The sequence below is a fragment of the Streptomyces blattellae genome, from assembly GCF_009709555.1.
Classification (GTDB): Bacteria; Actinomycetota; Actinomycetes; order Streptomycetales; family Streptomycetaceae; genus Streptomyces; species Streptomyces blattellae.
The window spans coordinates 81,187-101,197 of record NZ_WJBG01000149.1 but is presented as its reverse complement, the minus strand read 5'-3'; the positions used below and the strand labels follow the sequence as shown (position 1 = coordinate 101,197).

At 73.1% G+C, this 20,011-nt stretch carries 21 protein-coding genes and 1 pseudogene; 8 read left to right on the top strand and 14 right to left on the bottom strand.

What is annotated here, in order from left to right; all coding sequences use genetic code 11:
- Nucleotides 1–77 precede the first annotated feature (77 nt).
- Nucleotides 78–765: pseudogene (locus tag GFH49_RS16940) on the bottom strand (PLP-dependent transferase); the annotation flags it as partial.
- A gap of 83 nt (nt 766–848) precedes the next feature.
- Between GFH49_RS16940 and GFH49_RS16935 the strand changes: the two are divergent.
- Nucleotides 849–2,537, top strand: a complete 1,689-nt coding sequence (locus GFH49_RS16935; protein WP_155056721.1) for a DUF885 domain-containing protein — start codon at nt 849–851, stop codon at nt 2,535–2,537.
- A 3-nt stretch (nt 2,538–2,540) separates the two neighbouring features.
- Here GFH49_RS16935 and GFH49_RS16930 read toward each other — a convergent pair whose 3' ends face one another.
- From GFH49_RS16930 to GFH49_RS16920, 3 genes are all read right to left on the bottom strand, one after another.
- Complete coding sequence (locus GFH49_RS16930) at nt 2,541–3,374, bottom strand: SDR family oxidoreductase (RefSeq protein WP_155056720.1); 834 nt, start codon at nt 3,372–3,374, stop codon at nt 2,541–2,543.
- Nucleotides 3,375–3,451: 77 nt separating this feature from the next.
- On the bottom strand, nt 3,452–3,967 hold the full coding sequence (locus GFH49_RS16925) for an immunity 21 family protein (RefSeq protein WP_155056719.1): 516 nt from the start codon (nt 3,965–3,967) through the stop codon (nt 3,452–3,454).
- Between the two features lie 136 nt (nt 3,968–4,103).
- On the bottom strand, nt 4,104–4,580 hold the full coding sequence (locus tag GFH49_RS16920; protein ID WP_155056718.1) for a rhodanese-like domain-containing protein: 477 nt from the start codon (nt 4,578–4,580) through the stop codon (nt 4,104–4,106).
- Nucleotides 4,581–4,674: 94 nt separating this feature from the next.
- Between GFH49_RS16920 and GFH49_RS16915 the strand changes: the two genes are divergently transcribed.
- A complete protein-coding gene (locus tag GFH49_RS16915) occupies nt 4,675–5,121 on the top strand; it encodes an Lrp/AsnC family transcriptional regulator (RefSeq protein ID WP_155056717.1) in 447 nt (148 codons plus the stop codon).
- A 2-nt stretch (nt 5,122–5,123) separates the two neighbouring features.
- On the opposite strand, the gene GFH49_RS16910 is transcribed toward GFH49_RS16915, so the two are convergent.
- The 5 genes from GFH49_RS16910 to GFH49_RS16890 all read right to left on the bottom strand — a co-directional run bounded on the left by GFH49_RS16910 (nt 5,124) and on the right by GFH49_RS16890 (nt 11,325).
- Nucleotides 5,124–8,111 (bottom strand): AAA family ATPase, encoded by a 2,988-nt coding sequence (locus GFH49_RS16910; RefSeq protein ID WP_155056716.1) that lies wholly within the window; start codon nt 8,109–8,111, stop codon nt 5,124–5,126.
- On the bottom strand, nt 8,108–9,286 hold the full coding sequence (locus tag GFH49_RS16905; protein ID WP_155056715.1) for an exonuclease SbcCD subunit D: 1,179 nt from the start codon (nt 9,284–9,286) through the stop codon (nt 8,108–8,110). Before GFH49_RS16905 ends, GFH49_RS16910 begins: the two co-directional genes overlap by 4 nt.
- A 108-nt stretch (nt 9,287–9,394) precedes the next feature.
- On the bottom strand, nt 9,395–10,021 hold the full coding sequence (locus GFH49_RS16900; RefSeq protein WP_155056714.1) for a YigZ family protein: 627 nt from the start codon (nt 10,019–10,021) through the stop codon (nt 9,395–9,397).
- A gap of 51 nt (nt 10,022–10,072) precedes the next feature.
- Nucleotides 10,073–10,612, bottom strand: coding sequence for a SixA phosphatase family protein (locus tag GFH49_RS16895; RefSeq protein WP_155056713.1), 540 nt, complete (start codon nt 10,610–10,612; stop codon nt 10,073–10,075).
- Nucleotides 10,609–11,325: a hypothetical protein gene (locus GFH49_RS16890; RefSeq protein WP_196218023.1), complete on the bottom strand. Its 717-nt coding sequence runs from the start codon at nt 11,323–11,325 to the stop codon at nt 10,609–10,611. Before GFH49_RS16890 ends, GFH49_RS16895 begins: the two co-directional genes overlap by 4 nt.
- Nucleotides 11,326–11,492: 167 nt before the next feature.
- Between GFH49_RS16890 and GFH49_RS16885 the strand changes: the two genes are divergently transcribed.
- The 3 genes from GFH49_RS16885 to GFH49_RS16875 are packed head-to-tail and all read left to right on the top strand — an operon-like array spanning nt 11,493 to nt 14,166.
- Complete coding sequence (locus GFH49_RS16885) at nt 11,493–11,900, top strand: CoA-binding protein (RefSeq protein WP_155056711.1); 408 nt, start codon at nt 11,493–11,495, stop codon at nt 11,898–11,900.
- A gap of 43 nt (nt 11,901–11,943) precedes the next feature.
- Nucleotides 11,944–12,894, top strand: a complete 951-nt coding sequence (locus tag GFH49_RS16880; protein ID WP_155056710.1) for a formylglycine-generating enzyme family protein — start codon at nt 11,944–11,946, stop codon at nt 12,892–12,894.
- Nucleotides 12,895–12,942: 48 nt separating this feature from the next.
- Entirely contained in the window at nt 12,943–14,166 is a 1,224-nt protein-coding gene (locus GFH49_RS16875; RefSeq protein ID WP_155056709.1) for a 4-hydroxybenzoate 3-monooxygenase, read from the top strand.
- 87 nt (nt 14,167–14,253) lie between these two features.
- Here the strand turns inward: GFH49_RS16875 and GFH49_RS16870 are convergent, their stop codons facing one another.
- Nucleotides 14,254–14,613, bottom strand: a complete 360-nt coding sequence (locus tag GFH49_RS16870; protein ID WP_196218022.1) for an ArsR/SmtB family transcription factor — start codon at nt 14,611–14,613, stop codon at nt 14,254–14,256.
- Nucleotides 14,614–14,673: 60 nt separating this feature from the next.
- Between GFH49_RS16870 and GFH49_RS16865 the strand changes: the two genes are divergently transcribed.
- Complete coding sequence (locus GFH49_RS16865; protein ID WP_155056708.1) at nt 14,674–15,708, top strand: cation diffusion facilitator family transporter; 1,035 nt, start codon at nt 14,674–14,676, stop codon at nt 15,706–15,708.
- Between the two features lie 3 nt (nt 15,709–15,711).
- On the opposite strand, the gene GFH49_RS16860 is transcribed toward GFH49_RS16865, so the two are convergent.
- Nucleotides 15,712–16,272: a YbaK/EbsC family protein gene (locus GFH49_RS16860; protein ID WP_155056707.1), complete on the bottom strand. Its 561-nt coding sequence runs from the start codon at nt 16,270–16,272 to the stop codon at nt 15,712–15,714.
- A 23-nt stretch (nt 16,273–16,295) separates the two neighbouring features.
- On the bottom strand, nt 16,296–16,868 hold the full coding sequence (locus GFH49_RS16855; RefSeq protein ID WP_196218021.1) for a helix-turn-helix domain-containing protein: 573 nt from the start codon (nt 16,866–16,868) through the stop codon (nt 16,296–16,298).
- A gap of 115 nt (nt 16,869–16,983) precedes the next feature.
- Between GFH49_RS16855 and GFH49_RS16850 the strand changes: the two genes are divergently transcribed.
- Nucleotides 16,984–17,841, top strand: coding sequence for a DMT family transporter (locus GFH49_RS16850; RefSeq protein ID WP_155056705.1), 858 nt, complete (start codon nt 16,984–16,986; stop codon nt 17,839–17,841).
- 47 nt (nt 17,842–17,888) lie between these two features.
- Here GFH49_RS16850 and GFH49_RS16845 read toward each other — a convergent pair whose 3' ends face one another.
- Nucleotides 17,889–18,653 carry an acyltransferase gene (locus tag GFH49_RS16845; protein WP_155056704.1) on the bottom strand — a complete coding sequence of 255 codons (765 nt, stop codon included), beginning with the start codon at nt 18,651–18,653 and terminating at the stop codon, nt 17,889–17,891.
- Nucleotides 18,654–18,763: 110 nt separating this feature from the next.
- Here GFH49_RS16845 and GFH49_RS16840 point away from each other — a divergent pair, with 110 nt between their 5' ends.
- Nucleotides 18,764–19,294 (top strand): gamma carbonic anhydrase family protein, encoded by a 531-nt coding sequence (locus tag GFH49_RS16840; protein ID WP_155056703.1) that lies wholly within the window; start codon nt 18,764–18,766, stop codon nt 19,292–19,294.
- A gap of 19 nt (nt 19,295–19,313) precedes the next feature.
- On the opposite strand, the gene GFH49_RS16835 is transcribed toward GFH49_RS16840, so the two are convergent.
- Nucleotides 19,314–19,958, bottom strand: a complete 645-nt coding sequence (locus GFH49_RS16835) for a DedA family protein (RefSeq protein WP_155056757.1) — start codon at nt 19,956–19,958, stop codon at nt 19,314–19,316.
- Nucleotides 19,959–20,011: the final 53 nt, after the last annotated feature.

Below are 20,011 nucleotides of genomic sequence, written 5' to 3'. Positions count from 1 at the left end.
GTTGGGCCTGGTGTCGGCCGCGGGTTCGTGGTGGCTCGTCGCGCCCGCGGGGCGAAGCCGCATGTCGATACAGCCGGGATGAGGGTGTCTGCCCTGCCGAGGCCGACGGCCGCGGTGATCAGGCGGACGTCGGCGATGACCTGGTGGGGGTCGCCTTGGGTCTCGAAGGCGATCACGGCGTCCTTGATACGCGGGTAGGGGACACGGGCGACGCACGGATGGCCGGCGAGTCGGCGGGCGAGTTCGGCGGCCTTCGCGGACGCGGCCCGTATGCGCACCGGTGGCGTCGCGAGGCCGCGCAGCAGCAGGCAGGGGCCGGCGGACGCGGGACGCCGCCGGTGGCGAACCGGGCCTGCCGCAGCCGCCCGGCGAACTCCTCGTCGCAGGCGATCACGCCGGCCATCGCATCGCCGTGCCCGCCGAGGTACTTGGTGGCGCCGTGCGGCACGAGCCGGGCACCCTGTTCGGCGGGGCGTGACAGCACCGGAGTGGCGAACGCGTTGTCGGCGGGCAGCGGCACGGAGCCGCAGGCGTGAGCGACGGCGCGCGGGGCGATTCGGCGAGCGTCCGGTTGGCCGGGGACCCGGCCATGACCGGTCCGGTGTCCGGCCGCGACGCCCCCGCGATCCCGGCCGCGTCGGTCCAGGTCACCTCCGAGCCCAGCAGACCGGCGGTGAGCAGATGGTCGCTGCAGCCGTACAGGGGACGTACGGCCACCACATGGGGCAGGCCGAGCGAGCCCCGTACGAGAAGCACGGCGCTCAGTGGGAGGGCGGTCCGCTGCTGCCGCCTTCGCCGCCGGTTCAATCCGGGTGACGCGCGGCAGCCCCTCGTACGAGGATGTCCGCATGTCAGAGACGAAGAGCCCGCTGCCCCGAGAGGTCGCCGACGCCTACGTCGACGAGCTCATCGCCCTCGATCCGATCACCGGTACGTATCTCGGCGCCAAGGAGAGTTCGAGCCGGCTGCCCGACACCTCGCCCGCGGGTCAGGAGGCGCTCGCGGAACTCCAGCGGGCGACGCTCACGAAGCTCGACGAGGCCGAACGGCAGGACGGCGCGGACAGTGACATCGAGCGCCGGTGTGCGCGCCTGCTGCGTGAGCGGCTGAGCGCGGAACTCGCCATGCACGAGGCCGACGAGGGCCTGCGCGCGGTCGGCAACCTGTACACGATCGCCCATGCGGTCCGCGAGGTGTTCACCGTCACGCCGGCGCAGACGGAGGAGGACTGGGCGGCGATCGCCGAGCGGCTGCGGGCGGTACCGGCCGCGCTGGCGGGCTACCGCGCGTCCCTCCAACTCGGCCTGGAGCGCAAGCTGTACGCGGCCCCGCGCCCCACCGCCACATTCGTCGGGCAGCTCACCGAGTGGGCGGACACCGGCGAGGGACGCGGCTGGTTCGAGGACTTCGCGTCGTCGGGCCCCGAGACGCTGCGCACCGCGCTGGACGAGGCGGCACGCGGGGCGACCGCGGCCGTCGTGGAGCTGCGGGACTGGATGCGCGACGTGTACGCGCCGACCGCCGCGGACGCGCCGAACACGGTCGGCCGGGAACGGTACGCGCGCTGGTCGCGCTACTTCAACGGCACCGAACTCGATCTGGACGAGGCGTACGCCTACGGCTGGTCCGAGTACCACCGGCTGCTCGGCGAGATGAAGCAGGAGGCGGAGAAGATCCTGCCGGGCGCCGCGACGCCATGGGTGGCACTCGCGCACCTCGACGAGCACGGCCGGCACATCGAGGGCGTCGACGAGGTCCGCGAGTGGCTCCAGGGCCTGATGGACCAGGCCATCGAGGCGCTCGACGGCACGCACTTCGAACTCGCCGAGCGGGTACGGAAGGTGGAGTCCCGGATCGCACCGCCCGGCGGCGCGGCGGCCCCGTACTACACGCCCCCGTCGGAGGACTTCTCACGCCCGGGCCGCACCTGGCTGCCGACGATGGGGCAGACGCGCTTCCCGGTGTACGACCTCGTCTCGACCTGGTACCACGAGGGCGTTCCCGGACATCACCTGCAACTCGCCCAGTGGGCCCACGTCGCCGCCAACCTCTCCCGCTACCAGGCCACCGTCGGCGGCGTCAGCGCCAACGCCGAGGGCTGGGCGCTGTACGCGGAGCGGCTGATGGACGAACTCGGCTTCCTCACGGACCCGGAGCAGCGGCTGGGCTATCTCGACGCGCAGATGATGCGGGCGGCGCGGGTCATCGTCGACATCGGCATGCACCTGGAGCTGGAGATCCCGGCCGACTCCCCCTTCCACCCGGGCGAGCTCTGGACGCCGGAGCTGGCCCAGGAGTTCTTCGGCGCGCACAGCAGCCGCCCGGCCGACTTCGTGGAGAGCGAACTGACGCGCTATCTGACGATGCCGGGCCAGGCGATCGGGTACAAGCTCGGCGAGCGGGCGTGGCTGCTGGGCCGCGAGAAGGCGCGCGAGCGGCACGGCGAGGCCTTCGACCTCAAGGCGTGGCACATGGCGGCGCTGTCGCAGGGCTCGCTGGGTCTGGACGACCTCGTGGACGAATTGTCGCGCCTGTAGGCCTCAGCGTCTGAACCCGCCCTCCGAATCGATCACCTGACCCGTGACCCACTCCGCCTCGTCCGTCGCCAGCCAGGCGATGAGACGGGCGGGGTCGTCGGGCATGCCCCAGCGACCGGCGGGGAACCGGGCGGCGACGGCCTCGTAGGCGTCACCGGTCAGGTAATCCGTGTCCACGGGACCGGGGTTGACGGTGTTCACCGTGATCGCCTGCTCGGCGAGCGTGGTCGACAGGGACCGGGTGATCGAGGCGAGGGCGCCCTTCTGCAGGGCGTAGGCGATCTCGCCGGGCATGCCGCCCGCGATGTCCTGTCCGGACGTCATCATCACCACGCGCCCGCCCCGGGGGCGCTCCGGTTGCCGGGCGTAGGCCTGGATCAGCAGCAGCACCGAGCGGGTGTCGACCGTCCAGTGCGCGTCGAGCATCGCGGCGTCGATCTCGTCGAGCGTCCCGTCGGAGCCGCTGAGGGCGTGGTTGGCGACGAGGATGTCGAGCCGTCCGCCCAGCGCCGAAGCCGCCGTGGCGATCAGCCGGGCGGGTGCGGACGGGTCGGAGAGGTCGCCGGGGCCGGCGTGGACCCGGGCGCCGGGATCGCCGAGCGCGGCGCGCACCGAGGCGGTCACGTCCTGCGGGCGGTCGGCGCCCCAGGGCATGGCGGCGTCGTGCGGCACATGGTGATGCAGGTAGACGCTCGCGCCGTACGCGGCGAGCCGCCGGGCCACCGCATGGCCGATACCGCCGCGCCGGCTGGCACCGGTCACGAGGGCGGTGCGGCCACGCAGCGGCAGGGGTGCACGGCGCAGGGCTTCGGGGGTGGGGTGCGGGAGTCGGGGCATGGTCGACCATGATGGGGAACCGGCGGGCGTCCGCGCATCTCTGGTTTCCCGGGTGCCCCAGGACCGCCACCCGGAATTCAGTCCGCCAGCCGCCGCAACTGCACCAGCCCCAGCCAGGTCTCCGGGCCGGGGCGCACCTGTGCCGCCCGGACCGCGTACGGCCCCGGCTCCAGAGCGATCCTCAGGTTGCCGGCCCGCTCGGAATCCCGTCCGGGCCAGGCCGAGTCGAACAGCAGCACCGGCCCGGGCACGTGCCAGCGCACCTCGTCCGCCCAGACCGCGGTGGCGAGGGCCGCGGGGACCCGGGCCAGCAGTTCGTCCTCGGAGTCGCCCGCGCACCACCGTACGAAGGTGTCGTGGACCGGCAGGAAGGCGGTCGACGCGGGCTCGTCACCCAGGACCAGGGCCGCGGAGTCACCGACCGGGAGCAGTCCGACGAAGCCGTCCACCTCGCAGGCCCGGTCGTAGTCCGAGGCGGTCTCGTCGCCGTCGGCTCCCGCCCAGAACGGCAGCACCGTCTCCGGCACCGCTATGAGCGGCCCGCCGCCCGACTCGACCCAGTCCACCGCGCCCGGTTCCGCGTATCGCACCATGGCGCAGAAACCTACACGCACAAGGGCCCCACAAGTCACGGTGGTTCAGGGCCCGGTGGGGTCGGCCGCGGTTCGGCGGACGCTCGGAAGGGACGCGAGGACGCGAAGGCTCGTCCCGGCACTGCCCGCGGGGCGCTCAGCAGCCGCAGTCCTCCGCGTCCACGGGCACCGTCAGGGGGTCGGGGGCGCGGCGTTCGCGGCCCTGCCAGGTCTCGAACTCGAAGCCCTCGCGCACCCAGTACTCGAAGCCGCCCAGCAACTCCTTGACCTGGTAACCGAGTTCGGCGAGGGCGAGGGCGGCCCGGGTCGCGCCGTTGCAGCCGGGGCCCCAGCAGTACGTCACGACCGGCACCGACTTGTCGAGGAGTCGCCCGGCCTGCTCGCGGATGAGCGCGGTCGGGAGGTGGACGGCGCCCGGGATGTGGCCCTGGTCCCAGGACTCGGTGGAACGGCAGTCCAGCACGACGAAGCCCGCCTCGCCGCCGGCCGAGAGCGCGGCGGCCACGTCGGAGACGTCTGTATGGAACGCGAGGCCGGCACGGAAGTAGGCGGCGGCCTCGGCCGGGGTGGCGGGGGCGACGCGCAGGACGGGGTTCACGGTGGTGGTCGTCATGGGCAAGAACCTACGGTCGTTGCGCCGCCCCCTGAAGGGGCGATCACCGGCGCTCTACTTGATCGGCCGGGGATTCCCCTGCTATCCATCGCCCATGACCACGTTTTCCCCGGACGCCACCGACTGGCGCATCCTCGACGTCCTCCAGCGGGAGGGCCGGGCCAGTTTCGCCGAGCTGGCGCGCGCCGTCTCCATGTCGCCGAGCGCGGTCACCGAACGGGTGCGGCGACTGGAGGAGGCGGGCGTCATCCAGGGATACGCCGCGGTCGTCGACCCGCAACGGCTGGGGCTGCCGATCCTGGCGTTCGTCCGGCTGCGCTATCCGAACGGCAACTACAAGCCGTTCCACGACCTCGTCGCCGCGACGCCCGAGATCCTGGAGGCGCACCACGTCACGGGCGACGACTGCTTCGTCATCAAGGTCACCGCCCGCTCGATGCGCCACCTGGAGGAGGTGTCCGGGAAGATCGGCGCCCTGGGTTCGGTCACCACCAGCGTGGTGTACTCGTCGCCGCTGCCCCGCCGTCCGCTCGGCCGCTGACCTCAGCCGACGCCCCGCCGGCGCAGCTCTGAGCCCGCCCTGCCCTTGACGACCTCCAGCTGCGCGTGAACGCGTCTGCGCAGGTCGGCGACGTGGCTGACGATGCCGACGCTGCGGTCCCGCTCCCGCAGCGCGTCGAGCACGTCGAGCACCTCGTCGAGGGTCTGCTCGTCGAGGCTGCCGAAGCCCTCGTCGATGAAGAGGGTGTCCAGCCGGACGCCGCCGGTCTCGTCCGTGACGACGTCCGCGAGGCCGAGGGCGAGGGCGAGCGAGGCGAAGAACGTCTCGCCGCCCGACAGGGTCGCCGTGTCCCGCTCGCGTCCGGTCCAGGCGTCGACGACGTGCAGTCCGAGGCCGCTGCGACCGCGCCCGGCCCGGTCGGCGGAGTGGACGAGGGTGTAGCGGCCGGAGGACATGCGCCGCAGCCGTACGGTCGCGGCGGCGGCCACCTGTTCCAGGCGGGCGGCGAGCACATACGACTCCAGGCGCATCCTGCGTTCGTTGTCCGCGGAGGTGCCCGCGCTCAGGCCCGCCAGACGGGCCACCCGGTCGTACTCCTCGCGCAGCGGCGCCAGTCGTCGTATGCCCTCCGCCGATCGCGCGGAGAGCCGGTCGAGTTCGGCGCAGCGCCGGGCCGCCGCGTCGCGTGCGGAGGCGGCGTCGCGCAGGCGCTGGGCCGCGGCCGACGCGGTCCGCTCGGCCGCTTCGAGGTCGGCGGTCGGCTGCTGGGCGGCGGCCGCGGTGTCGGCCTCGGCGAGGACCGCGCGGACGGCGGCCTCCTCGGACTGCCAGGCGTCCAGCCGCCGTTGCAGCTCGCGGTGGGACGCGTCGTCGAGGAGGGCGGACGCCGCGGCCTGCGGGGTGTCGAACCCGGCGCGGAACGCGGACTCGGCGAGCCGGCCGTCCGCGGCCTTGAGCCGCTCGGCGCTCTCCTCGGCGGTGCGCGCGGCATCGGCGGCGTCGGAGAGCAGGGCGACCAGCTGCTCCAGCTGCGCGGACCGCGCGGCCACGCTCGCCGAGGCGCCCCGGGCCTGCGCCAGCTCCTCCTCCAGGGCGGCCTTCTCCAGCTCCAGGCGCTCCCGTTGACCGATCCGCGAGGCGGTTCGTACGGCCGCCTCCTGCCGTTCGGCGGTGCGCCGCTCGTGCTCCTGCCCGGCCCGGCGCAGCTCCTCGTGCCCGGAGTGCAGCGCGGAAGCATCCCGGCGTGCCTGCTCGTACAGCCGCTCCAACTCATCTGTTTCTACGGCGAGTTCGGCTGTGGGCGCGTCTTTGGCCTCCGCGGTGGCGGCGGCCAGGGCCTCCCGTACGACGCCGAGGCGGCGCTCGTCCTCGGCGCGCTGTTCGTCGGCGCGCTGGTAGGCGGCGAGCGCGCGCTCCTCCGCCTCCCGGTCGACGTGTCCGGCGACCTTCCGTGCGGGAGCGGGGTGTTCGGTGGCGCCGCAGACAGCGCAGGGCTCGCCGTCGGTGAGGTTCGCGGCGAGTTCGGCGGCGATGCCGTTCAGGCGCTGTTCCTTGAGGTCGAGCCAGTGCGCGCGGGCCTCGACCGCTCGCTCGGCCGAGGCGAGCGCCTGCTGCTGGGCGGCTTCGGTGTCGCCCGCGAACTGGTCCCGCTGCCGGGCCGCCGCGAGCCGCCGCTGTGCCGGTCCACGCTGCACGGCGAGCTGTTCGGCCCGGGTCGCGGCCTGCTGGGCGGCGTCGATGCGGGCCTGGAGCGCGGCGCGGGTCGCCTCCCATTCGGCGAGCCACGCCTCCGCCTCCTGGCGGACGTCGTCGTCGGCACGCTCCTGACGGTCCAGGTCGGCCCGCTCGGCGACGAGTTCGGCCAGCCGGTGTTCGGCGCGGCGGGCCGACTCCAGGCCGCCCAGTTCCTCGGCGGCCCGGCGTGCGGCGGTGGCGAGTCCGCCCGCGCCCGAGACGGCGAAGGTCTCCGGCAGCAGGGCACGCGCGTGTGCCTGTGCCGCCGCCGCGCGCCGGTGTTCGGCCTCTGCGGCCTCCCGCAGCTCCAGCGCGGGCGCCACCGCCTCCGCCTTGCGGGCCCGCTCCATCCGCGCCTGCGCTTCCCGGCAGGCACCGACACGCTCCTGCATCAGCGCCGCGCGCTCGCGTGCCTGGGCGAAGCGCTGTTGCAGCCGCGCCAGTTCGCGTACGTCGGCCAGGGCGCGGTCGGCTGCGGCCTGCCCAGACTCGGCGGCGGTGAGGCGGCAGTGAGCGACCGTCAGCTGTTCGCGGGCGGTGCTGCGGGCGACGGCGGCGGCGCTCATGACGGCGTCGGCCAGTCCGGGGTCGCCGGGCGCCAGCTCCGCCAGGTCCATGGCGTCACCCGCCGCCTGCTGCATGCGGTGTGCGTCGGCCAGCAGAGCGGCGTCCTGGTCGCGCACCCGGGCCTCGGTCACGCGCCTGCGCTCGGCCAGGCTCTTCTCGACCTCCGCGAAGCGGTGCGTGTCGAAGAGGCGGCCCAGCAGTCGGCCGCGTGCCTCGGCGTCCGCGCGCAGGAAGCGAGCGAAGTCGCCCTGAGGCAACAGCACGACCTGGCAGAACTGCTCGCGGCTCATGCCGAGGAGCTGGGTGATCTCCTCGCCGATCTCCTGGTGGGAGCGGCTGAGGTCCTTCCAGGCGCCGCCGTCCGCGTCGTACTCGCGCAGCCGGCTCTGCGCCTTGTCGACGGTGGTACCCGGACCGCCCTTCCTCTTCGGCCGCTCCCAGGGCGGCTGTCGGATCAGCTCCAATCGGCGTCCGGCGACCGTGAGTTCGAGGGTCACCTCGGTGCGGGTGCCGGCCGCCGCATGGTCGCTGCGCAGCGAACCGCCCTGGCGGGCACCGGGCACCGAGCCGTACAGCGCGTAGCAGACGGCGTCCAGGACGGAGGTCTTTCCGGCGCCGGTCGGCCCGTGCAGCAGGAAGAGGCCGGCCGCCGACAACTCGTCGAAGTCGACGGACTGGGAGCCGCCGAACGGTCCGAAGGCGGTCATGTCCAGGCGGTGCAGCCTCATCGCGTCACCTCCGGCACGACCCGCTCGTCCCCACGACGGGCCGCGCGCACCGCGTCGAACGCGTCCCGCAGCACGGTCCGCTCGTGCTCGTCGGGCCCGGCGCCGCGCACATGGGCCACGAAGTCCTCGGCGATCTGCTGGTCGCTGCGTCCGGCGAGCCGCTTCGCATACGACACATCGGGGTCGTCCGGGGTCCGCTCGGGGGCGAAGACGAGGCTGAGGGTGTGCGGGAAGCGCTCGGCGAGCCGGGCCATGGGCTCGGCCGGGCGGACCGCGTCGGTGAGCGTGGCCTCGACCCAGGCCTCCTCGTGCCGGGCGAGGTCAGGGTCGGCGAGCAGCTCCTCCAGGGTGCCGCGGATCCGGGCCAGCGCACGGGGCACCGGGCAGTTGACGCGCTCCGCGGCCACCGACCCGTCGGCGGCCAGGTCGACGAGCCACATGCTCTTGCGGTGGCGGGCCTCCGAGAAGGAGTACGGCAGCGGCGAACCGGAGTAGCGCACGCGCTCGGTGATGGTCTGGCAGCCGTGCAGATGCCCGAGCGCCGCATAGTCGACGCCGTCGAACACCCCGGCGGGCACCGAGTCCACCCCGCCGACCGCGATGTCCCGTTCGCTGTCGCTGGTGTCGCCGCCGGTGACGAAGGCGTGCGCGAGGACGACGGAGCGTGTGCCACGCGCGCGTGCGGCGAGGTCGGCGCGGACCCGGTCCATGGCCGCGGCGAGGACGGTTTCGTGTCCCGCCTTCGTCACGCCGAACTCGTCCTTCACCAGCGCCGGTTCGAGATACGGCAGACCGTAGAAGGCCACATCGCCATGCACGTCGGACAGCACCACCGGCGTCCCGCAAGCCGACGGCTCGGTGCGCAGGTGGATGCCCGCGCGCCCGATCAGCCCGGCACCGACGCCGAGCCGCCGCGCCGAATCGTGGTTCCCGGAGATCATCACCGTCGGCACGCCGAGGCCGGCTAGCCGGTGCAGGGCGCCGTCGAACAGCTCCACCGCGGCGAGCGGCGGCACCGCCCGGTCGTACACGTCTCCCGACACGACCACCGCGTCCACCTCGCGCTCGCGCACGGTCGTGACGAGGTGCGTGATGAACTCGGCCTGGGCACCGAGCATGTTCACGCGGTGGAACGCCCGGCCCAGATGCCAGTCGGAAGTGTGCAGGAGCCTCATGATCCCCGAAGACTAACGGCCGGGTCTGACATCACGAGTGGTTACTCCCGTATCGGCCCGTCATGACCGCACATGAGACTGCCCGTTATGCACTTCTTGCCGGTTCCGTCAGGCGTCGCCGTACGCCTCTCCGCCCAGTTCGAACCCGGCCGTCCCCGCGGTGACGTCGGCCAGCCACGCCCGGAACGCCGCCACGTCGGCGTCCGGCAGCCCGATCTCGATCGTGACGGCCTCGGCGTAGCGCACGTCGCGCACCTCGCGGCCGGTGGCGCGCAGGTCGTTCTGGACCTTGCCCGCGCGCTGGTGGTCGACGGTCACCGTGGCGAGCCGGAAGCGCCTGCGGGTGATCGTGCCGAGGGTGTCCAGGGCCTCGCCCACGGCACCGCCGTACGCCCTGATGAGGCCGCCCGCGCCGAGCTTGACGCCGCCGTAGTAGCGGGTGACGACGGCGACGACGTACCGCATGTCGCGACGGAGCAGCATCTGGAGCATGGGGACGCCCGCCGTGCCACCGGGTTCGCCGTCGTCGCTCGCCTTCTGGATCGCGGCGCCGGCCCCGATGACGTACGCGTAGCAGTTGTGGGTGGCGTCCGCGTGCTCCTTGCGGACGGCCGCGACGAAGTCCTGCGCCTCCTGCTCGGTGGCCGCGGGCGCCAGTGCGCACAGGAAACGGGAGCGGTTGACCTCGGTCTCGTGCACGCCCGCGCGGGCCACTGTGCGGTACTCGTCCTGCATCGGGCCAGCCTATGCGCAGGGCACGCGCGCGTGGACGGCTGCTTCTTGCCGCTACTTCTTGCCGCGCGGCACCATCACCGACGTCAGCAGGGCCCCGCCCCTGGCGAGACCCCGCCACGATGTGCCGTACCAGGCCAGGACGGCGATCGCCGAGGTCGGGAACTTCACCCGGACCCTCTCCAGCGAGTCGTCGAGACCGTCCCCGGCGAGCCCGAGGACCAGTTCCTCCAGGCCGGGGTTGTGCCCGATCAGCAGCAGCGTCTCGACCTCGGCGGACACGTCGTGCACGACGGCGAGCAGGTCCGGGACGCCGGCCGCGTACAGCCTCGGGTCGTAACGCACCGGCGGCGGGGTGCCCCACTGGGCGGAGGCCAGCTCCCAGGTCTGCCGGGCGCGGACGGCGGTGGAGCACAGCGCCAGGTCCGGCAGACAGTCGGCCGCGGCGAGCGCGACGCCCGCGGCGGGCGCGTCCCGTCGGCCGCGCGGGGCGAGCGGGCGGGCGTGGTCGGCGACGCCGTCCGGCCAGGCGGACTTGGCGTGCCGCAGGACGACCAGGCGGCGCAGAGGGCCGGTGCCGAAGCGTGCGGTCATGCCAGGGCCCCCAGATCGCGCGTCAGGTCCAGGCCCAGCAGCCGGTCGGCGTAGGCGTACGTTTCGAAGCGGGCGCCGTCGGGGAGGCCGACCGCGGTCTCCGCCCACCGCAGGGTGGCGAGCACTTCGGGGACGTCGAGATCGTCCTCCCAGGCGGTACGGAGCCGGTCGCGCACCTCGTCGGGGACCGGCCGCGACGGCCGGTGCGCCCACGCGGCGACGGCACTGCGCCAGCGCCGGAGCGTCTCGTCCGCCTCCGCGAGAGCGGCCTCGTCGAGCCGCACCGACGCGGCGCGCGGACGGGAGAGCAGCGCCAGCCTCAGCACGGCGGGGTCGGCCGCTTCGGACGGCTCCGGCTGGACGGGGGCCACGGCGACCCGGACGCCGTCGGGTGCGCTGCCGCCCTCGGTCACCACATGGATGACCTGCGCCTCACCCAGGCCCGGGTCGGTGTCCCGGCGCTGCTCGAAGGGCCGGACGCCGAGCGTCGCGGCGCCCGCCGCCAGTTCGGCGGGCTCCCGCTCGCAGCTCAGCAGCGCCCAGACCGGCGTGCCGCCGAGTTCCAGCGCGCGGACGAGCAGATCCGCGGCGAGCAGCACCCGCAGCCCGGTCATGCCGAAGCCCGGCGGATGGGCCTCCACACGGGTCAGCCCGCGCCGGACGGGGGCGGCGGCGACGAAGTCGCCGGTACGGGCGTCGGTGATGCGCAGCACGGGGTGAGCGTAGGCGGACGGAGGGCCGTACGCGGGATCCGGCGCGAAATCCAGACCCGATGGCGGGAATCACCAGGACGTGCGAGTCGGCGTGGAACGGGAATCACGGCGCCGCTTCACCCGTTGTGCGCTACGACAGCACTTCCTCGACGCCCAGGAGGCCAGCGGTGTACGGCGACGCAGCGACGGTCCGCAAGATCCTCACCGAGCTCGGCGACACCTGGGCCGTGGTGGGCCTGTCGAACAACCAGCGGCGCGCGGCCCATGGCGTCGCCGGCGTCCTGCAGCGCTTCGGCAAGCGGATCGTGCCCGTCCACCCGAAGGCCGAGACGGTCCTCGGGGAGAAGGGATACCCCTCCCTGGAGGCGATCCCCTTCCCCGTCGACGTCGTCGACGTCTTCGTCAACAGCGACCTCGCCGGTGCGATCGCCGACGAGGCGGTGGCGAAGGGCGCCGAGGCGGTCTGGTTCCAGCTCGACGTCATCGACGAGGCGGCGTACGACCGCACCCGGGCGGCGGGCGTGGAGATGGTGATGGACCGGTGCCCGGCGATCGAGATACCCCGGCTGGGCTAAGGTCCGGACGGGTACCAGACGCTCTCCACCTTGAGGAACACAGATGCACGAGTCCCCCTGCTGCCCGCCGTCGGGACGCGGGCAGGCGCAGCCTCTGGCGTTGTCCGCAGCGCCGCCGACGGGGACAGGAGACGGCTCCGCGGAAGGCATGGTGCTGCTGCCCGGCGGCGAGTTCCTGATGGGCGCGCAGGACAGCGAGGGGTTCCCGGCCGACGGTGAGGGTCCGGTACGGGCGGTGCGGCTCGACGCGTTCCGGATCGACGCCTGCGCGGTGACCAACGAGCAGTTCGCGGCCTTCGTCGCCGACACCGGGCACATCACCGACGCCGAGCGGTTCGGCTGGTCGTACGTCTTCGCGGGCTTCCTGCCCGGCGCCCTGCGGCGCGGTGCCCCGCGTCCCGAGCAGACGCCCTGGTGGTGCGGGATCGAGGGCGCGACCTGGCAGCGTCCGGAGGGGCCCGGCAGCACGGTGGCGGAGCGCGGCGACCACCCGGTGGTGCATGTGTCGTGGCAGGACGCGGCGGCTTACGCGGCCTGGGCGGGCAAGCGGCTGCCCACGGAGGCCGAGTGGGAGTACGCCGCCCGCGGCGGGCTGGAGCAGCGGCGCTATCCCTGGGGCGACGAGCTGAACCCGGGCGGCGAGTTCCGCTGCAACATCTGGCGCGGCACCTTCCCGACGAAGAACACCGCCGCCGACGGTTACCGCGCCACCGCGCCCGTGGACTCCTTCGCACCCAACGGCTTCGGCCTGCACAACGTGTCCGGGAACGTCTGGGAGTGGTGCGCCGACTGGTGGGCCACCGACCACAGCACCGCGATCCACTCCAACCCCACCGGTCCCGGCTCCGGCACCGCCAAGGTCATCCGCGGTGGCTCGCACATGTGCCACGAGTCCTACTGCAACCGCTACCGCGTCGCCGCCCGCAGCGCCAACACCCCCGACAGCTCCAGCGGCCACACCGGTTTCCGCTGCGCAGGGGACATACGCCCGTGAACCGGATGGGCACTCCTTCGCGGCGCCCCGGCGCCCCATAATGCACGGGTGATCTCCGCCGCTTCCCACGCCGACTCCCCCGCCCCGCAACGCTTTCCGGTCGTCATCGTGGGCGCCGGGCCCGCCGGGCTGACCATCGGCAACATCCTGCGGGCCGCCTCCGTCGACTGCGTGGTCCTGGAGACCGGGACCCGGGAGTTCATCGAGCGCCGGCCGCGGGCCGGAGTCATCGAGGAGTGGGCGGTACGCGGCCTGGAACGGCGCGGACTCGCCGCGAATCTGCTGGAGCGCGCCCAGCTGCACACCGAGTGCGAGTTCCGCTTCGCCGGCGAGCGGTTCCGCTTCTCGTACGGAGAGCTGACGGGGCGGCATCACTTCGTCTATCCGCAGCCGTTGCTGGTGACGGACCTGGTGCGCGAGTACGCGGACGTGCGGGGCGGCGCCGTCCGCTTCGGCGTGCGGGACGTGGAGCTGCACGACCTCGACTCGGACCGGCCGTCGGTGTCGTACCTCTGCCCCGACACGGGTGGGCGGCAGGTCCTGCACTGCGACTTCGTGGCGGGCTGCGACGGGGCGCGCGGAGTGACCCGGGCCGTGCTGCCGCCCGACCGGGCCCGGATCGCGCGGCACGACTACGGCATCGGCTGGCTGGCGCTCCTCGCCGAGGCGCCGCAGTCCGCGGACTGTGTCCTGTTCGGCCTGCACCCAGGCGGCTTCGCCGGACACATGGCCCGCAGCCCCGAGATCACCCGCTACTACCTTCAGTGCCCGCCCGGGGACGACCCGGAGAACTGGTCGCACGACAGGGTCTGGTCCGAGCTGCAGTCGAGGCTCGGCGCGGCCGGGGCGCCGCCGCTCACCGAGGGGCGGCTGATCGAGAAGCGCGTCCTCGACATGCACAACTACGTCGTCGAACCGATGGTGTTCGGGCGGCTGTTCCTGGCGGGTGACGCGGCTCACCTCACCGCGCCGATCGCGGCCAAGGGCATGAACCTCGCCCTGCACGACGCCTTCCTGCTCGGCGACGCGCTCGTCGCCCACCTCACGAAGGGCGACGACAGCGGCCTTGACGGCTATTCGGCGACCTGCGTGAACCGTGCCTGGGACTACGCGGAGTTCTCGCAGTGGCTCTCCGAGGTCTACCACGGCACCTCGTCCGGCGACCCGTACCGCGCGGGTACCACCCGCGCCCGGCTGCACCGCCTCTTCGACTCACGCCTCGCGGCGGCCTCGTTCGCGGAGGGCTATCTGGGGTTGAACACCACCGACTGAAACACCGCCGACTGAAACACCGCCGACTGAAAGCACCGCCACTGACAGCACCGACTCAATACCGGCGACCGGCAGCCGTCGCCGCCCTCAGTCGTGCACGGGCCGGTCGCTGAGCCGGTGGTCGGCCACGTTCAGCGCCTCGTCCACCAGCCGGCGCAGATGCCCGTCACGCAGCGAGTAGATCACCCGGCGCCCCTCCTTCCGCGTGTTCACCAGCCCCGCCAGCCGCAGCCTGGCCAGGTGCTGGCTCACCGCCGGCCGCGCCGCTCCGCACGCCTCCGTCAGCGTCGTGACGTCGGCCTCCCCCGCCCTCAGGGCGTGCAGCAGCGTGAGCCGGGTGCGGTCGCCGAGCAGCGCCAGGATCTCGGCGGCGAGTGCGAACTGCTCCTCGCCGGGGCTGCGCGGATGCGCATGGTGCGCAGGTGAAAGGTGCATGCGTGCGCTCATACGCACATAATGGCGTCGTGGACGGGAAGATGTCCACCAGCACGCCGAAAGGGGAGCCACGTGAGCGACGCGCAGCACCATGGACACGGGCACGGACACCACCACGACCATGCGCACTCCCTCCGCCACCGTCTGAGCCATCTCCGCACCCCCCACTCCCACGAGACCGCCGACAAACTCGACTCCGCCCTGGAGTCCTCCGCACGCGGGATGCGGGCGCTGTGGGTCTCGCTGGCGGTACTGGGCGTGACGGCGCTGGCGCAGGCGGTCGTGGTGGCGGCGTCCGGCTCGGTCGCGCTGCTCGGCGACACGGTGCACAACACCGCGGACGCGCTGACCGCCGTACCGCTGGGGATCGCGTTCGTGCTGGGCCGGCGCGCGGCGACGCGGCGCTTCACGTACGGCTACGGACGCGCCGAGGACCTGGCGGGCATCGCGATCGTGCTGACGATCGCCGCGTCTGCGGCCTTCGCGGGGTGGACGGCGATCGAGCGGCTGATCGACCCTCGCCCGGTGGAGCACATTCCGGCAGTCGCCGTGGCCGCCCTCGTCGGCTTCGCGGGCAACGAATGGGTGGCCCGCTACCGGATCAGGGTCGGGCGGGAGATCGGCTCGGCCGCACTGGTGGCGGACGGGCTGCACGCCCGCACGGACGGATTCACGTCACTGGCGGTGCTGTTGGGCGCCGGCGGTGCGGCGCTGGGCTGGCAACTCGCCGACCCGATCGTGGGGTTGGCGATCACGGCCGCGATCGCGCTGGTGCTGCGCGACGCGGCACGGGAGGTGTTCCGGCGCGTGATGGACGCCGTCGACCCGGCCCTGGTGGACCGGGCCGAGCGGGCGCTGCGGGAGGTGCCTGGGGTGCGGGAGGTGGGTGAGCTGCGGCTGCGCTGGATCGGACACCGGCTGCGCGCCGAGGTGGCGGTCGTCGTGGACGGCGAGGTGACGGTACGTCAGGCCCACGCCGTCGCCGTGGACGCCGAACACGCGCTGCTGCACGCCGTACCGCGGCTCACCGCGGCTCTGGTGCACGCCGATCCGGCGCCGGTCCCGGGCGAGGCGGACCCGCATCTGGCGCTGGCCCACCACACCTGACCGTCACACCGGAACGCCCAGCCCCTCCAGGACCACGGCTCCCGGCAGCTCCGCGAACGCCTTCCCCGGCACCAGCAGCTTGCCGCGCCGGCGCCCGCTGCCGACCAGGACGTACGGCAGGTCGACGACGGCCGGGTCCACCAGCACCTGCCAGTCGGCGGGCAGTCCGATCGGGGTGATGCCGCCGTACTCCATGCCGGTCTCGCCGGTCGCGGTGTCCATCGACGCGAAGGAGGCCTTGCGCGCGCCGAGTTGGCGGCGGACGACGCCGTTGACGTCGACCCGGGCGGTGGACAGGACCACACAGGCGGCGAGCGTCGTCTCGCCGCCGCGCTTGCCCGCGACCACCACACAGTTCGCCGACTGCTCCAGCAGCTCGCGGCCGTAGTGCTCCACGAAGACGGCGGTGTCGGCCCACCGCGGGTCGGTGTCGACGTAGACGATCCGGTCGGCGGAGACGCTGCCGCTCCACAGACGTACGGCGTCGGCGACCGGGCGGGTCAGCTCGTCGAGGGAGTCGGGGGCGGGGGCGGCGGTGTCGAAGTGTCCGATGGGTGCGTCCATGACCGCACGCTAACAGGGCCGCCTCAGTGCACGGGCGGGACGGAGACCGCCATGACCATGCGCATCGGCGCGTCGCCCGTATTGCCGTACACATGCGGGGTGTCGGCCTCGAAGGAGGCGCTCGAACCGGCCGGGACGCGGTACTCCACGCCGTCGACCGTGAGCGTCAGCTCGCCTTCCGTGACGTGCAGCAGCTCGACCGTGCCGGTGGGGTGCGGATCCGAGGGACTGCTCTCGCCCGGCATCAGGAGCCACTGCCACATCTCCAGCGGACCGGGTGCCTCGGTGCCCGCGAGGAGGAGGTTGTGGCTGCCGGCGTCGGTGTGCCACAGCCGTACGGCCTGCTCGGCGGGGACGATGCGGACCCTGGGGCCCTGCTCGTAGTCGAGGAGGGTGGTGATGCTGACCCCCAGGGCGTCGCCGATCTTGACGACCGTGCCGAGGCTGGGATTGGTGCGGGCCTGCTCGATCTGGATGAGCATGCCGCGACTGACGCCGGAGCGGGCGGCGAGCACGTCCAGGGTGTAGCCGCGCACCGATCGCCAGTGCTTGACGTTGCGCGCCAGGGATTGGGTCAGCAGGTCGAGGTCCGACACGTTCCGTCCAACATCTAGGCCAATATTCTGAATGACATAGTGCATTTCATTGAACTACGGTGAGGTGCAACCGACGCACCTGATGTGTTCACCGAACTGTACTGCGAGGCTCCCCGTGACAGCACTCTTCGCCCTGGCCACCAGCCTGCTGTGGGGGCTGGCCGACTTCGGCGGCGGACTGCTGACCCGGCGCACCCCGGCGCTCACGGTCGTCGTCGTCTCGCAGACGGTCGCGACGGCCGTGCTCGGCGTGATCGTGGTCGCCACGGGCGCCTGGAGCGAGGCCGGTCCGCGGCTGTGGTTCGCCGTCGCGGCGGGGCTGGTCGGCCCCGCCGCCCTCCTCTGCTTCTACCAGGCGCTGGCGCTCGGGCCGATGGGCGTGGTCTCCCCGCTCGGCACGCTGGGCATCGCCGTCCCGGTCGGTGTCGGGCTGTTCCTCGGTGAACGGCCCGGCCTGGTGCAGGTCGCGGGCATCGCGGTCGCCGTCCTCGGTGTCGCCCTCGCGGGCGGACCGCAGCTCAGGGGCCTGCCGGTGCAGCGGCAGGCCATCCTCCTCACCCTGGTCGCGGCGGTCGGATTCGGGACGGTGTTCGCGCTGATCGCGGAGGCGTCGACCACCGTCACCGGACTCTTCCTCGCGCTCTTCGTGCAGCGCGTGACGAACGTGGCGGCGGGCGGCCTCGCGCTGTACGCCTCCGTGCGGAGGGGCGCCGCGGCCGTCCCCGAGGGCGGCTTCCCGTGGGGGTCCCTGCCCGCGCTGGCCTTCGTCGGTCTGGCGGACGTGGCGGCGAACGGCACCTACTCGATCGCCGCCCAGCACGGCCCGGTCACGGTGGCCGCGGTACTCGCCTCGCTCTACCCGGTGGTGACCGCCCTGGCCGCGCGCGGCTTCCTCAGCGAACGGCTGCGGACGGTCCAGGCGGCCGGCGCGGGCCTCGCCCTGGTCGGCACGCTGCTGCTGGCGGCGGGCTGAGCGCCCCCGGTGAGGTGGCCGGCACGCCCCATGCCGCCCGCCGCCGCTCAGGCCTCGGCATCCAGTTGGGCGAGCCTGGCCGCGGCCTCCTCGTCCAACTCGCCCAGCGCCAGCAACTGCTCGGGGGTGACGCCGTCCGGAATCGGCACCGGCGCCGGGGTCCGCAGCGGCGGCTGCCAGCCCTCGCCGGAAATCCACCGCCGTACGACCCGGGCCGGCGCCCCCGCCACCACGGCATGGTCGGGCACCACACCTCGTACGACCGCACCCGCCGCCACCACGACGTTCCGTCCGATCCGGGCGCCGGGCAGGATCACCGCGCCGGTACCGATCCAGCAGCCCGGACCGATCTCCACCGGCTCCATCCGCGGCCACTGCTTGCCGATGGGCTGGTGCGGATCGTCGTAGGAGTGGTTCGTGGACGTGACGTAGACGTACGGCCCGAAGTAGCAGTCGCTGCCGATGGTGACCGTCGTGTCGGCGATGACATGGCTGCCGCGGCCCAGGACGACTCCGTCGCCTACGCGCAGGATCGGCTCCGGGCCGAGGTCCAGGTCGGGCATCAGACCGGCGGTCAGCGTCACCTGCTCGCCGACGATGCAGTGGGAGCCGAGGTGGATCCACGGTTCGCCGAAGACCGTGCCGAGCGGGAAGGCGAGGCGGGTGGCCTCGCCGATCGCGCCGAAGTGGAATCGGCCGGGGCTCTCGGCCGTCACCGAACCCGTGCGCTGCGCCCAGGCCCAGCCCGCGTGGACGGCGCGCTGCGCCAGTCGGCGCCGCCAGGATGAGAACGTGTTCTTGCGCTTCGGCACGAGGTCACCGTACTGAGCGTGCGGCGCCCTTTTGAGATGGGAGGCCTGTGATCTTCGCCCTACGCGGTGGCGTACGGTTCGTCTACGACGTTCGCGGTGAGGAGAGGCCGATGACGCGCAGGGCGCTGATCACGGGGATCGGGGACAGGGACCCGGAGGTGGACGACGAGGCCTTCGTGGCGCCGACAGCCTCGGTGATCGGCGACGTGACGCTGGAGGCGGGCGCGAGCGTCTGGTACGGCGCGGTGGTGCGGGGCGATGTGGAGCGGATCTCCGTCGGGGCCCAGAGCAACATCCAGGACAACTGCACCCTGCACGCCGACCCCGGTTTCCCCGTGAGCATCGGTGCGCGGGTGTCCGTGGGGCACAACGCGGTGGTGCATGGGGCGACCGTGGAGGACGACTGTCTGATCGGGATGGGGGCGACGGTTCTCAACGGTGCGGTGATCGGGGCGGGTTCCCTGGTCGCCGCGCAGGCGTTGGTGCCGCAGGGGATGCGGGTGCCGCCCGGATCGCTGGTCGCGGGCGTTCCCGCAAAGGTCAGGCGGGAGCTGACGGGTGAGGAGCGTGAGGGCGTCACGCTCAACGGGACCATGTACGCGGAGTTGGCGAAGGCGCACCGGGAAGAGCACGGGGGCTGAGCCGTACGAGCGGGGCGCCTCAGTCCCCGGCGGGGACGGGATCCGGCTCCGACTGCACGACCTGGGCCGCCTTCGCCCTGCGCCTGATGATCAGCATCGACGTCAGGCCGATCAGGGCCGCTGCCACCAGGCCCAGCCATGAGAAGCGCCGCAGCCAGGACTCGGCCACGACGCCGACGTAGTAGATGACCGCGGTGGTGCCGCCCGCCCAGAGGATGCCGCCGAAGACGTTGGCGACGAGGAACTTCCAGTACGGCATGCGCAGGACGCCCGCGAGAGGGCCGGCGAAGATGCGGAGGAGGGCGACGAAGCGGCCGAAGAAGACGGCCCACATGCCCCACTTCTGGAAGGAGCGCTCGGCGGTGGCGATGTGCCCCTCACTGAAGTGTTTGGGGAACCTCTTGCCGAGCCAGGCCAGCAGGGGACGTCCGCCCCTGCGGCCGATGGCGTAGCCGATGGAGTCGCCGACGATGGCACCGGCGCTGGCGCACGCGCCGAGGATGACGGGGTCGATTTCGCCGTGCTGGGAGGCGAGCAGCGCGGAGGAGACCAGGATGATCTCGCCCGGCAGCGGGATGCCCAGGCTCTCCAGGCCGATCACCACGCCCACCAGTGCGTAGATGGCGACCGCGGGTACCGTCTCAAGCCATTCCTGGACGTGCAACGCCGCTTCCTCCCGATCCGCATCCTGCATCTCTGCCCGGCGTGCCCCCGGCT

Bases quoted from the DNA above. Each gene is read 5' to 3' on its own strand.
- GFH49_RS16935 (WP_155056721.1), top strand. From the start codon at position 849: ATGTCAGAGACGAAGAGCCCGCTGCCCCGAGAGGTCGCCGACGCCTAC.
- GFH49_RS16930 (WP_155056720.1), bottom strand. From the start codon at position 3,374: ATGCCCCGACTCCCGCACCCCACCCCCGAAGCCCTGCGCCGTGCACCC.
- GFH49_RS16925 (WP_155056719.1), bottom strand. From the start codon at position 3,967: ATGGTGCGATACGCGGAACCGGGCGCGGTGGACTGGGTCGAGTCGGGC.
- GFH49_RS16920 (WP_155056718.1), bottom strand. From the start codon at position 4,580: ATGACGACCACCACCGTGAACCCCGTCCTGCGCGTCGCCCCCGCCACC.
- GFH49_RS16915 (WP_155056717.1), top strand. From the start codon at position 4,675: ATGACCACGTTTTCCCCGGACGCCACCGACTGGCGCATCCTCGACGTC.
- GFH49_RS16910 (WP_155056716.1), bottom strand. From the start codon at position 8,111: ATGAGGCTGCACCGCCTGGACATGACCGCCTTCGGACCGTTCGGCGGC.
- GFH49_RS16905 (WP_155056715.1), bottom strand. From the start codon at position 9,286: ATGAGGCTCCTGCACACTTCCGACTGGCATCTGGGCCGGGCGTTCCAC.
- GFH49_RS16900 (WP_155056714.1), bottom strand. From the start codon at position 10,021: ATGCAGGACGAGTACCGCACAGTGGCCCGCGCGGGCGTGCACGAGACC.
- GFH49_RS16895 (WP_155056713.1), bottom strand. From the start codon at position 10,612: ATGACCGCACGCTTCGGCACCGGCCCTCTGCGCCGCCTGGTCGTCCTG.
- GFH49_RS16880 (WP_155056710.1), top strand. From the start codon at position 11,944: ATGCACGAGTCCCCCTGCTGCCCGCCGTCGGGACGCGGGCAGGCGCAG.
- GFH49_RS16870 (WP_196218022.1), bottom strand. From the start codon at position 14,613: ATGAGCGCACGCATGCACCTTTCACCTGCGCACCATGCGCATCCGCGC.
- GFH49_RS16860 (WP_155056707.1), bottom strand. From the start codon at position 16,272: ATGGACGCACCCATCGGACACTTCGACACCGCCGCCCCCGCCCCCGAC.
- GFH49_RS16840 (WP_155056703.1), top strand. From the start codon at position 18,764: ATGACGCGCAGGGCGCTGATCACGGGGATCGGGGACAGGGACCCGGAG.